The organism is Pseudochryseolinea flava (genome assembly GCF_003286915.1).
GTDB lineage: Bacteria > Bacteroidota > Bacteroidia > Cytophagales > Cyclobacteriaceae > Ohtaekwangia > Ohtaekwangia flava.
In genome coordinates this window covers 253,771-267,300 of the sequence record NZ_QMFY01000007.1, presented here as the reverse complement: position 1 = coordinate 267,300, position 13,530 = coordinate 253,771, and the positions used below count along the sequence as shown (strand labels likewise).

The window sequence follows — 13,530 nt, the reverse complement described above, 5'->3', positions numbered from 1 at the left end:
CCCAACCCAAACCCTTTGATGATGCTATTCTACAAGTTGTGTCGTGTCGCAATACTGCTACTCTTGCTGACCGTTGCGGTGACGACAAATGCCCAAACACTCGTATGGTCTGATGAATTTCGAACGCCCAAACTCGACCCGGAAAAATGGACAACAGAAGTTGGTGGCGGCGGATTTGGTAACGGCGAGTTGCAGTATTATACATCCGGTGAGTCGAACGTATTCGTTGGATCAAAATCCAATCCAGCGGATACAGGATATCTGGTGATTGAAGCACGCCGCGAAAATTATGGTGCAGCACCAGAGAACAAACAATTTACATCTGGGAGAATTAACACCGCTGGAAAGTTCGATTTCAAGTATGGAACGATCGTAGCGCGTATGAAATTACCGGATTTACAAAATGGATTGTGGCCGGCATTTTGGATGCTCGGAGCAAACTATCCAAACGTAGGATGGCCGAGTTCTGGTGAGATCGATATTCTGGAAGCTGGTTTCAAAGATGACTGGCAAAACAATGTTGCTAATAAAAAAGCCAGCACGACCGTACACTGGTTTCAAGATAATTTCCGTGACTTAGATCCCAATGCGCCAGGCAATGGATGGTGGGGCAACGCTTCGGCTACTGGTAGTACGACTATCCCAGGTACATTCAACGATGGATTTCATTTGTTCAAGTTGACATGGACGCCAACGAAAATTGAAGGTTATGTTGATGGCGTGAGGTTTTACGAATTTGCAATACCGGCGAATGATGCAAACATCAAAGAATTCAATAGTCCATTTTTCGTGATTCTTAATCTTGCGGTGGGCGGACAGAATTTTGTGCAGATAACGGACCCGAATCAGATTACTGCGCCGATGCCGGCACAAATGCTGATCGATTATGTTCGTGTGTATGAGAACGAAGACACGGAGACTTTTCAAGCGGTGAATAATGCACGCGAGACGGGCACCTTCGGCGTATTTACAGAAACGACCCCGGTAACAAACTCACTTGGTCCCATGCCCATTGTTGACATTTGGAGCAACTTGACAGCTACGGCATCGACGGCCCAGGAAGGCGAGAAGGTATTGTCGTATACCGCCAGTCCTGGAAATTGGTTTGGAATGGGAATCCCAGTAGGGATTAACCACGTGAAGAATATGCAAAACTTCATTGACGGCCAATTGCATTTTCATATGAAAACAACGTCGACTTGGCCGATATCAATTGGATTTATTAGTAAGGCGAATGGCAATGCACAAGGTTCGACGCAATCAAAACCAGTGAAGTTGGATCCGGCGGGTAATCAATATGGTTTAGTTCGCGACGGTGAGTGGCACGAAGTAGTGATCCCATTTACAGCTTTTGGTAACATTGAGTTTAGATCGATCAACAACATGTTTTACTTGGTTGGCGATAGCCCATCTGCGCCGGTGAGTTTTGCGATTGACAACATTTACTGGTCAGATGGAACGAAAATTACACCTGAAAATGGTGACTATGTAATCTACAGTGATACACATGTAGGTGTTGATAAATTTGATCTCGGAACAGAAGGCGATTTCTTTGTGTGGGAGACTACGCTTAACCCTCAAGTAACAACGCCTGCTGAAGGTACTGAAGTGCTTTCGTTTACGCACAATAATAAAGGATGGTTTGGCGCTGCTTTTACGGCAAGTGCGATGCATAATCTCACGGCGTTCAAGAATGAAAATGCTAAACTCGTTTTCTCTTTGAAGACGTCAGATGCAGCGACGCCGTTTTTCATTGGTATGAAAAGTGGTACACGCGATGGCGAAGGGCAAAAGTGGATTGCATTCGAACCCGGTAAGACGCCCTATGGCTTTCAACGGAATGGAACATGGCAAACGGTGGAAATTCCATTAAGTGATTTTTATGATGCCGTTAATTTCATGGAAGTAACACAACTCTTTCAGCTGTTGGGCACAGGTAATATTGCCAACATTGCCATTGATAATATTTATTTCAAAGGAGGCCTCGCGGCGGATCCGGACCTCGGTCCGAACAAAGCTCCCCTCGTAAACGCAGGTGAGAATAAAGTACTTCGTTCGGGTACAAGTGTTTCTCTGACAGGTACTGCAGAAGATACCGATGGGACGGTTGAAGCTTTTGCCTGGACAAAAGTTTCTGGCCCGAATACGCCGACATTGTCCGGCAGTACAACGTTGACGCTAAGCGCATCGAACCTCATCGAAGGTACTTATGTGTTTCGTCTCACGGCGACTGACGATGGCGGTGTGGATGGTTTTGATGAAGTAAGCGTGTTTGTCGGCGCGAATTTATTGCCACAAGCAAATGCAGGTGAAGATGTTTCTATTTCATTGCCCACGAATTACGTCGGACTCGAGGGATCTGGCGCAGATGCTGACGGAACGATAGTGTCTTACGAATGGTCCGTTGTAAGTGGGCCAGGTTCATCAACGATCGATCAAACTTGGAAGGCTAGGGTATCTGTAAATAATCTTGCAGAAGGCGTACATGAATTTAAGCTTACGGTTGGCGACAATGAAGGTGCGACAGCTTTCGATATCGTGAAGGTGACCGTGATGCCGAATGAGGCTCCTACGGCGAATGCAGGAAATGATCAAACCATTACATTACCAACTTCCAGCGCGTTGCTTAAAGGAATAGGAGAAGATACAGGCACCATTGAGTCGTATGAGTGGACGCTGGTGAGTGGACCTAACGAACCTACCTTCAGCACGCAAGGCTCAGCAGAAGTTACGGTGACTAACCTGGTTGCCGGCACATATGTTTTTAAGTTTAGTGTACATGACTTGGGGGGACTCACAGCGACCGATGAAATGACGGTGGTTGTTGTTCCTGCTGCGGTTAACCTTGCACTGTTGAAAACAGTAACGGTGTCGTCGATTGAAAATGGGACAACGCCAGGTTCGGCAGCGGTGGACGGAAATGTAAACACAAGGTGGTCTAGTCTGTTTGCTGATCCGCAATGGATTCAGATTGACTTGGGTGATCAATACGTTGTTAATCGTGTGAAGATTACATGGGAACCGGCCTATGCAAAAGATTATAAAATTGAATTTTCTGAGGATGCCAATGTCTGGGTCGTGGCAAAAACAGTAACAGGAAATTCGACGCTTGTTAATGATCACACTGGGCTTTCTGGTGAGGGCCGTTACGTAAGAATCTATGGAACAACACGGGCAACGCCATATGGTTATTCCATATTTGAGTTAGAAGTTTACGGCCACAAAGCAGGTAGCGCCCCCGTTGTAAATGCTGGAGACAACGTATCCCTTGCGCTTCCTACTACGGAAGTGACGCTTGAAAGTGATGTCACGAGTGTCGAGGAGATTAGTGTATACGCTTGGAGTGTGGTAAGTGGTCCGAATACACCGGTACTGTCGGGTGTGAATACCCCTACGTTGCACGCCGCTGGACTTGTTGAAGGGACATACGTCTTCAAGTTAACGGTGATAGACGAGAAAGGTACAAGCGCTTCGGATGAGGTAACAGTGGTCGTTGAAACAGTCACGGATGTCGAAGGCGATCTGGCCAAAGCCATCAAACTCTATCCTAATCCTGCGAGCAGTTTCCTTTACATTGAAGGTGTAAACGACGGTACGGTTGTTCAAATTACGTCAACGATGGGAAGTCCGGTGGGAGAGAAGGTTGTTATAAAGTCGATGATCAACATTGAAGGACTCCCAGCAGCGCTGTACATTTTGAACGTGAATTCAAAGTCAACTTACCGTAAGAAATTTATCAAACGGTAATCACGCATTCTAAAAAATAGTGTGCATCCTCCGTGTTAGTAATTATGGAGGATGCACATTTTATTTATCCGCAAAGTCTGCTATTATTCTACGACTATCCGTTTTATTGTCATTTGCGTGCCAGACGTAATTCGTAACGTGTACATTCCTCGTGTAACGTTGTGCAAGTCGATGGTGATTTTTCCGTCCTGACTATCGTAGCGAATATTTTTGACTTCATTGCCAGTCGGTTCAAAGAGTTGCACGACCGGAGCTTCCTGTAGCGCTGCCGTTGTGAACTCCGCGTACATGATCCCATCGGCAACGGGATTGGGATAGATAACAATTTCCGGTTCTTCTGTTTCTAAACTGTCTTCTTGCGATTGGGAAGTCGAGATATCGCCGGATTTTGTAAGTGCTAATCTGTAGTAGTCATGTGTATGCTCTGCACCAACAAATCCAACTACTTTAATGTAATACGTTCCAGCGGTAAGGATTTTTTCAATCACTTCGCTCGTCGTGCCTCTCTTGAGCGATGCGCCAATGTGAGGTGTGTTATCACCGGCGTGAAGGTAAAGATCATAGTCAGCAGGCAGCGACGTGAGATCGATTTGTACCTTGGTCCCAGCAAGGGTATTGCTGCTAACAGTGAACTTAAACCAATCTTGGTCGGCGGTTGCTGTATTGCTACAGATCAATGCGGTAATTGGTTCGTCAAAATTGATTGCCTTTGCGTTTACACTATTGGGATTTGCCTCGAAAACGTCGGTTCCACAAATATTTACATCTTGGGTGGTAAAGTATTGAAACGCGCCAAAGTCGCCACAGTTCGATCTTACCGACCAACGATAATTAGTGTTTGGTTTCAAGTTCAATGCCTGGTAAATAATTGTTGCATCGTTCGACACGCCAACGACAGTGTATTGAAAGTAATTTGAGCCAACTTCTTGATAGCGCAAGGTGTAGTTACTCACATTATCAATAGGTTTATTGAAGGTAAGTCGTGCGCCAGTCGATGATATATTGACGGCATTTAGATTTGTAATCAGTCCGCACGGTTTTGTTACGTCGACCATGTAATCTTCCACTTCGCCAAATTGAAAATCATCGCAGGCGTTATTGATGATCTCGGTATCGTGTCTTTTTAAGGCAACGCGCATCCGTGTAGTCCCCAACATCGCAGACATTGGAATTTTAATTTTAGTCGTTACGACAAGTCCGCTAGTGCTTTTGACAGCGTAGATTTTCTCGTTCCCTTGAAAGGCATCATCATGGTTGTAATCGACCCACACTGACCAATACACAGGACTTGCCACATTGGTGTAACTTGATTTTAGCGTCAACGTGTAGCTACTGTCTTGCTTGAATCTGGTCGTAAAGTTGTTGAAGAATGTATAGCCAGTACTTTTTCCACTACTTTGCTGAAGTTTTCCCAGCGACACTTTTGAGATGTAGCCTGCTGTAGAACTGTTGGGGAATTGGTAGGTAGCGCCATTGCTGTAACAGTTGTATGGAAATTTTCGCGCTGCATCATAAGCTTGAAAGAGTAGACTTCTAAGATTCCAGGAACCAAATTCTTTTGAGTTCACCTGTACATAGCCGACATAATTTCCTGGCATGTACATCAAATACGAATGTACTTCAGGTTTAAAGTCTCCCCAATAGATATCACCGCCATGTCCATAGTAATAGCCATTCGCTCTTTTGTTCCTATCCGACCACCCAACGGAGTCGATATTGGTGGTGTTGTTGATGATCAACTTGGTTGCGTTGCTAATAATGGTTTCTGTACTCATCACCTTCGTCATCCATAGCGCAACGTCTCTCGCTGACATTTGCCAGAATCCGCTACTGCAATACAAGCTGTAGTCAATTCCAGGTGTTCCCTTGGTGCTGTTTTTTGTTTCGTAAGCCCATGCGAGGTCATCGACGGCAAGTGGATTACAAGTAGCAGTTGTTACCCCAGCAGGTTGAAATAAAAATGCCTTCACATAGTTTCGATAAATCGTGGATCCACTTTCTGCGATCAGGTTGTTGTATTGATCCGCAGAAATCAAGCCTGCTTTCTTCATGGCTGCCCAGTAAGCATCCTTTTGTCGATGTGCAGCATCGATGATATTGGGGATGGTAATGCGGATGAGTTGATAGTTGGCATTCCAATAGCTTCTTAGTTTGCGCAGTTCAGGATTAATCGGTCTTGCACCATATTGTTCCAATACGTGTTCATAGCCAATGCCAACGATGGTTGTATCCGTACGTAAGCCAGTTTTGTGCGATAGTAATTGTCGAAACGTAAGCGCAGCAAAGCTCGGGCTTACTTTCCAGCCCTTTGGAAGATACGGCCCAATTGCGGAGTTTACATTTACAGTAGCTGATTTCTCCAACACACGGAGTAATGCTACGGCGGTAATCATTTTGCTTACGCTGGCGATTTCTTGCAGCGTCGTTACTTTATAAGGTGCTTGAATGCCATTGTTGTCTTGTGCTGTTCTGGCAACACCTTTTGCATCAGATGTAACATAGTTTCCATCTTTTGTTAGGAAGAATGAATAGCCACGAACCTGACCATTCAATTTACTGTTCATGTAATCTTTAAAAACTTGTGGATCAATGTCGGGGAGATCTTCTTTTCCAACCTGTGCATGGGAGGGGAAAAACCCGGTTAATGTCAAGGCAACGAGTACAAGATATAGTAACCTTGTCGCCTTTGTTGTGAAGTTAAAATTTAGAGAGGACATCTTTTTTTTGTGTTTAATCGTGAGACATTTTTTTGTATTGGCGAGGGAACCAATGATTTAACACGACAAAACTAGTGTCGGCTTTAAGGCGAGGATTGAAGAAAATATTAAGAAGTATAAAAAAATATTAAAATGGCCAGTAGGCTATGCGTTGCTTTACGGTGTTCCGGGGTTAATCGGGTACTATTTTGAATTGAAATAATGTCGTAACTTCCCTTCGCAATTAGTTGGCGAAACAAAACTCTACCCTCATGACCGTTGCGCACTTACTGCATATAGACGATGAAGTTCATTACAGTGAACTGACAAAAGAATATCTTGAGATGCGTGGATATCAAGTTACGCTTAAGCACGACGCTGATGCAGCACTCGATATTCTCCGAACCACACCAGTGGACCTGTGTATTGTTGATATTAAGATGCCTCGCAAAGACGGGTTTACATTGGCTGCTGAAATCAGAGAATTATATGAGGACATGCCAATTATTTTTCTTACCGGTCAGTCGACAAAGGAGGATAAAATTAAAGGGCTTAAATTGGGCGCCGATGATTACTTGACGAAGCCGTTTAGTATGGAAGAACTCTATCTTCGTATTAACGCCATTCTAAAACGTGTGAAGGTGCAAGAAAAAATTAAGTCGCCAGGAACGTTTAAGTTAGGGAAACTAACGTTTCAATCAGGACTTCGAGAATTAGTTTCGGGCGATAAGCATATCAAACTTACATCAATCGAATCGAAGCTGTTGAAGTTGTTGTGTGAACGAGAAAATGCAGTCCTTACGCGTGATGAAGCGTTGAAAAATATCTGGGGCGACGACGAGCAATTTCGTGGATACAGTTTGAATGTATATGTGAGTAAGATTCGTAAACTGTTGCGCGATGAAGATGCAATCGAAATTCTAAATCTTCATGGCGAAGGATATAAGTTGATTGTTAAAGTTGATTCGCCATCACCACAGATCAAATAAGATGCAGCAGTCGCTAGATCTTACCTACCTGAAGACTCTAATGTCAGAGGATGAAAATCTCGTCAATCGATTCCTTACTATTTTTAAAACGCAGTGTCCGCAGCAGCTTGAAGAATTGCGGACGCATCTGCTCAATGAGGATTGGGCCTCTCTCTCAACGGTTGCACACAGTATGAAAACTCAGTTTACTTACCTTAGTGTTGAGTCGTTGGCTGCACAAGCAATAGAAATTGAAACCTTGGCCGATGAAGGTAACACAGACATCATCAGCGATAAGATTGCTTCCTTTGAAAAAGGATGTCGAAGCTTGTTGGCAAGTGTGCCTTAAAAATTACACGTTTCGGCTTTGGGCAGGAGTAACGCTGCAATTTTTTGCTTCAACTTGTTAGATTCAATTGGCTTTGTGATGTAATCATTCATGCCGGCAGCTTTGCATTTCTCGGCTTCGCCTGGACTCGCATTGCTCGTAAAAGCAAGGATTGGCAACGAAGCATAACCATCACGCGACCTGATCGCCCGACTAGCGGTGTAACCATCCATCACCGGCATTTTGATATCCATGAGAATTATGTCTACCGTGTGCTGATCAAGCTTTTCCAACGCAACTTTTCCGTTTTCTGCAATGATAACCTGTGGATTATGAATAATCTTTTTTAGAATTTCTTCAGCAACGACCTGGTTAAAAAGTGTGTCTTCTACCAGTAGAATTTTTGTTCCGGATAGTGACGTCATGTCTATATCGGCGTCGTCTTTTATGAGTGCGCGCGATCGTTGGAATGGAAGCGTGAATTGAAACGCAGTACCTTCTTTGAGTTTACTGGAAACGGTCATGTTGCCACCTTGTTCCTCGACTAATTTTTTGGCGATGAAAAGACCAAGCCCGGTTCCAGGTACGTTAAGTTCGTCTTCAATTCTTGAAAATGTCTCGAAGATAAAATTGAGTTTCTCTTCGGCTATCCCCACACCGGTGTCTTTAACGCTAAAGGAGAGTATTACGCTTGTTTCGTTTGCGGATACTTGCGTGATGGTGACAGATACATTTCCTTTTTCTGTAAACTTGATGGCGTTGCTGATAAGATTTAGCAAGATTTGATGTAATCGTAACGGATCGCCAATCAGTTGGTCCGGTATGGCTGTATCGATCGATATAAGAAGTGTTATCCCTTTTTCTTCTGCAAGTTGCTTGACGATGTATTGTAGTCGTGTAATGCGATCTCGTATTTGAAACGGTTTATTCACGAAAGAGAATTTGCCCGCTTCAATTTTTGCATAGTCTAGAATATCGTTGATAATGGCCAGGAGATTTTCTGAAGAGTACTTTATTCCTTTGGCATATTCCGTTTGCTTTTCCGATAGCGGCGTGTCAAAGATAAGTTCCGACATCCCGATGATCGCAGTCATGGGTGTTCTTATCTCGTGACTCATGTTTGCAAAGAATTGCTCTTTGAATTGCGATTTCTCTTCTACAAGTTGTTTCTGTTTCTGGATTTCTTCTTTTTGAATCTGAATTTCAGCTGTACGTTCCTGAACTTTTCGCTCGAGTTGTTCATACAGAATTGCATTTTCAATGGATACAGCAATCTGGCCAGATAACAGCTTAAGTAGTTCTACACGGTCTTTCGTAAACGCACCACTCATTAAGTTATTCTCCAAATAGAGCACGCCAACTAATTTACCTTGATTAAGCGCCGGAATGCAAAGTGCCGATTTAACTTGCCCGGACACGATTGATGGGTCATCTGAGAATGGATTGTTAACGCGTGCATCATGAAGTACAACGTCCTCGCGATATTGAAAAACGTGCTCAATGATACTGCGCGGTACGAGCGTCGTTTCGGAAATAGCAAGTTTTAACTTGATACTTTTGTGGTCGTTTACACTTTGTCGTGCTTCTATAAATAATTTTCCACCCCAATCAATAATAAAATATCCGGCTTGCGCTCCCGCGTTTTCGATCACGAACTTCATGAGCTTATCGAGTAGTTTATCAAACACCACTTCACTCGACAGCGTTGTGGAAGCTTTCAAGACTGTCGCCAGGTCTAAAGAAGATGGATTACTTTGCTCATGTAGTGTTACCGGAGTATTGTTATCGCGGCTAATGTCTTGAGAACCGAGTAGGGTAGTGATATGCCTAATCTTAAGCTCGCATCCCCATTTCTTATACGCATCCAACGCACTGGAAATGTAGGTGCGCGCGGCGTTCTTTTGTCCTCGGTCAGTCCAAAATTGCGCAAGGCGTTCGTGTGCAAGCGCTTCATCCTGCACAAAATGATTTTCTTGTGCTTGCCGAATGGCGAGGTCATAGTGCGCCAACGCACTTTCGTGGTTTCCACTAACACGATAAAATTCTGCTTGTGCAAGTTGGTATCGATGCAGAAAATTGACGGGGACCTGATCTGCCCATCGTTTTAACTTTGATTTGAAATCTTTTCCGTTACGTAGTAGTTTCGTACCTCTTGTTTTTTCGTAGGCACCGAAATATAATAACGACGCATAGAAGTAGAATATTGGCATGAGTACAACGCCATGGCTACTGGTTTCATATTGTTGTGCTAGCTTTATGTTTTGGATACCAGCGTCATAATTGCCATGGACGAGGCACAAGTGCATTTTAAAAATGTAGCAGGTGAATAGTTTTGAAGACTGACTTGCTTTTAGGATCGTAGGGAACCCTTTTTCTTCATCGTAATATTCACCTGTAAGGTCAACCGTGTCGCCATTTTCGTCGAGTAAGTTTGAGATGTATTGGATAAGTGCTTCGTTGTCGTTTGTTGTATTTCCCGGATTTATCGCCCATGGCGCTGTATTCAATCGAATCATCTCATCTTTTGCCCATGATAGATTCTTCCCGGATAAACACAGCATCATACAATATGCATTGGAAGTGTAAACAGCATATTCCAGATCGCCCTGCTCGATACCGGTTTTGTAACATTGCCGGAGATCATCTATTGATTCATGAATACTTTCACCTGATGGTCTGTTGATCAAGTTGTATATCAATAGTGTTCGTTGTTTGATGGCAGTGTCATTTCCAGTGTGAAGCATGTTAATCGCTACCCGACCGAATCGATGGCAGACGCTGTTATTTAATTCAATGCCGTTCACAATGGCACCATAGGTCGCATAGGCAAGCGGTGATTCTACGGCGTTTCCATAGTGGATGGATAATGCAAACATTTTCAGAATTAGCAGCGGATATACGTTCGGCATCACGTGGTATGCGGAAGCCGTGATGCTCTGGATCGTACGCATCGCTAATATTGCGTTTGGGTCTTGCATGATCGGAAGCTTCTCAAGGTCCTCTGGCTTCTTGCCACGTATCAACCACTTACTTTTGATGTATTTCCACAATACGTTTGCCGTTGCATGACGTGTTGGTATCGTTACGCCTAGCGATTTCAAGACAGCAATTCCCAATTCAACGGCCTCTTTGTTTCGCTGTTGGTAAACAAGAGACTGGATTTGGATAAGCTGTATCGAAGCATGCTCGTGATTTGCAACAACAGCTTTTAGCAATTTAGAAATTAAGGAATCAGCTTTTTCAAATTGACGTGTTAAGTAGGCTGTTTCGGCGGTATAACAATACAAATTGTAGCAAAAGCGATGGTCAGTTGACCACAGCGATTGGCTAATCATTTCTAAACTGGTGTCGAAATATTGGTGAGCGAGGGCGTAGGCGGTTGTACTTTTTGCTTTTTCTCCAGCTTGGAAATTGAGTTTTGCAACTTCAAGCCGTTGATTTTCTGTTTCAAGTAGTGCTTGCGCGGCGTTGAAGTAATGTACCACCACATATATTCTGTTCTGCAATTCTTCTGGTGAGAGTCGCTCAAGTAAAAAGTATCCGATGCTGAGTTCTATTTCTTGCTTCTCTACCAATGTTATACAGGCTCGTATTGCTTGTTGCACTTGGTCGTGCACAAACGTATAGGATATTCTGGGAAGGCCTGCTTTTGTTGCAGGAGTATTCCGGTTGAGATGTATTAAGTTTTCGTGAGTGGCTTCTCGTAGTTCGTCGGCTACTTCGTGATCAGGTTTGTCAAGTAAAGCCGCGAGCGTGAAGAGGTCAAAGTGCATGCCTATACATGCCGCATAAATCAAAGTTTGCTGCGTCGTTTTCGATAGTCGCTGAACCTTCTGAGTTATCAAAGCCAACGATGAATCGGCACAATTGTTCGCCCGGATCTTTTCTAGCGACCATGTCCATTGCCTGCGGGTATCATCGAAATATAGAAAACCTTCTTTGTGGAGTGTCTGAAGCTTCTCGTGAATGAAGAGTGGGTTGCCGAGTGTGTGCGTAATGATGTGGTCAGCCAATGGTTGTGTTTTGACTGGATGACTTCCGAGTGTATCAGCCAAAAGTTCTGCCACATGACGCTCTGTTAAAGGTGTGAGCGAAATTTTTCGCGCTTGCGTTTTTCCTTTGTAAGATGATGAAGGACGACCAAATGGTGCTGTCAGTTCACGCGATGCGCCAATGATCATGATATGTTTTGTTCGTGCATCATTCAGTGTGTTGATGAAGTCGAGACTCGCCTCATCGGCCCATTGTAAATCGTCTAGGAATAGCAGCAACGGATGTTCGCCAGTTGCTAATGTCTGTAGGAAGTTCGTGAGCGCTAGAGCAAGTCTTTTCTGTGCTTCCACTGGCGCGAGTGGTGGCAGTGCGTGGCAACCTAATATTTGCCGTAAATCCGGTGTAATATTCGTGACAATGCTTAGGGCCTCGCCTTGCGCATGGAGTGCTGCTATCGTGTTACCTTGTTGCTTTTTGTCTTTGTCTTTCCATTGAAGAACAAAGGTATTTAATGCTTGCGCAAATACGCCGTAAGGAACGCGCTGATTGTGCTGATCACATTTTCCCTGAAGGTATATAACGTTTTTGTTTTGCAGTTTGGCTTGTATCGCCTGGACAAATGCAGATTTTCCAATCCCGGAACCTCCCTGCAGGCAAATAAATTCTGATTGCACGGCGATGCTATCGAACGCGCGAAGCACGTGTTCAAGCTCATCTTCACGACCATAGAGATCTGATGGAATTTTAAAAGTCGACGAGACGTCATATTGGCGACAAGCAGTATTTTCAATTTTGCCTTTCGTGATGAGCTGGTGATAACAATTGATAAGATCTGATTTTACCGCGCGCATGCGTTGGTAGCGATCGCCAGGCTTTTTTTGAATGAGTGTCAAAATGATTTCCGATAGTGTTTCCGGAAGTAAATCATTGATGGTCGTCGGGGGTATCGGTTCGATGGCTAGGTGGGCATGCACCAATTCATTGGTGTCGCTTCGCGTAAAGGGCGGTTGCCCCGTGAACAATTCATACAGTACGATACCTAATGAATAGATGTCGGATCGTTCGTCAACGTCGATCTCCATTCTACCGGTTTGTTCTGGAGAAATGTACGCTGCGGCAGTAGCCAATTTCTTTTCTCGGTAGTCTTTCGGATAAGGAAGCCCGGTGTGTTGTGCGTGTCGCCAATCCGACAAGGTGACGGTTGATGTAATCGGATCGATTAAAAAACTTTGAGGACGAACATCATGGAGAATGATATCATAGGCGTGAAGAGTTTCAACGATTGATGCGAGTTGAATGGCTATGCTAAGGAGTTCAGCAAGGGACGGCAATTTTTTTTCGAGATAACTTTGTAATGGAATGCTCTCTACGTTCTGAAATACTAAAAATAAGGTTGAATCGATGCACAGTTTATCAGTGATTCGCAGGGCGGCGTCTAACTCGAATTTGGAACGGACATTATATTGATGTTCAATTTCAATAGCGTTTTTCGACTCGACGCTGTCCCCCAAAGGTATTTTTAAAAGGACACGTGTTCCATCTGCGGCCTTCTCAGCGCGTAGAAGAGCAATCGATGAATTTGTCGATAGAACATCGATGATGGTATAGCCCGGAATTGCGATCAAGGTAAACTGATTTAGGTGGTTATCGGCCAACAATTTGTATATTCAACAGCTATTGGTAAAGCTAGCACACACGTTGTTTATGATTAAAGGACGGGCAATTTTTTAATACTTTTTAATACTTTTTTACAATACCTTAAAGAATGGCATAGGGTCCATGCCCTAGCTTTGCTGTC

At 44.0% G+C, this 13,530-nt stretch carries 5 protein-coding genes; 3 read left to right on the top strand and 2 right to left on the bottom strand.

All coding sequences use genetic code 11. The features are described 5' to 3' along the window. Positions 1-18: 18 nt before the first annotated feature. Entirely contained in the window at positions 19-3,747 is a 3,729-nt protein-coding gene (locus DQQ10_RS15290) for a PKD domain-containing protein (protein WP_112747758.1), read from the top strand. Positions 3,748-3,830: 83 nt separating this feature from the next. Here the strand turns inward: DQQ10_RS15290 and DQQ10_RS15285 are convergent, their stop codons facing one another. Continuing rightward, positions 3,831-6,464: a GEVED domain-containing protein gene (locus DQQ10_RS15285; protein ID WP_112747757.1), complete on the bottom strand. Its 2,634-nt coding sequence runs from the start codon at positions 6,462-6,464 to the stop codon at positions 3,831-3,833. A gap of 251 nt (positions 6,465-6,715) precedes the next feature. On the opposite strand from DQQ10_RS15285, the gene DQQ10_RS15280 reads away from it, so the two are divergent. Together DQQ10_RS15280 and DQQ10_RS15275 are read left to right on the top strand one after the other, a co-directional pair. Then, positions 6,716-7,432 carry a response regulator transcription factor gene (locus DQQ10_RS15280; RefSeq protein ID WP_112747756.1) on the top strand — a complete coding sequence of 239 codons (717 nt, stop codon included), beginning with the start codon at positions 6,716-6,718 and terminating at the stop codon, positions 7,430-7,432. Between the two features lies 1 nt (position 7,433). Then, on the top strand, positions 7,434-7,760 hold the full coding sequence (locus DQQ10_RS15275; RefSeq protein WP_112747755.1) for an Hpt domain-containing protein: 327 nt from the start codon (positions 7,434-7,436) through the stop codon (positions 7,758-7,760). Here the strand turns inward: DQQ10_RS15275 and DQQ10_RS15270 are convergent. Then, positions 7,757-13,357 carry an AAA family ATPase gene (locus DQQ10_RS15270; RefSeq protein WP_133259663.1) on the bottom strand — a complete coding sequence of 1,867 codons (5,601 nt, stop codon included), beginning with the start codon at positions 13,355-13,357 and terminating at the stop codon, positions 7,757-7,759. The two genes, DQQ10_RS15275 and DQQ10_RS15270, sit on opposite strands and share 4 nt — an antisense overlap. Between the last annotated feature and the right edge of the window lie 173 nt (positions 13,358-13,530).

Coding starts and splice junctions, on each gene's coding strand:
- DQQ10_RS15275 (WP_112747755.1), top strand. CDS start 7,434: ATGCAGCAGTCGCTAGATCTTACCTACCTGAAGACTCTAATGTCAGAG.
- DQQ10_RS15280 (WP_112747756.1), top strand. CDS start 6,716: ATGACCGTTGCGCACTTACTGCATATAGACGATGAAGTTCATTACAGT.
- DQQ10_RS15290 (WP_112747758.1), top strand. CDS start 19: ATGATGCTATTCTACAAGTTGTGTCGTGTCGCAATACTGCTACTCTTG.
- DQQ10_RS15285 (WP_112747757.1), bottom strand. CDS start 6,464: ATGTCCTCTCTAAATTTTAACTTCACAACAAAGGCGACAAGGTTACTA.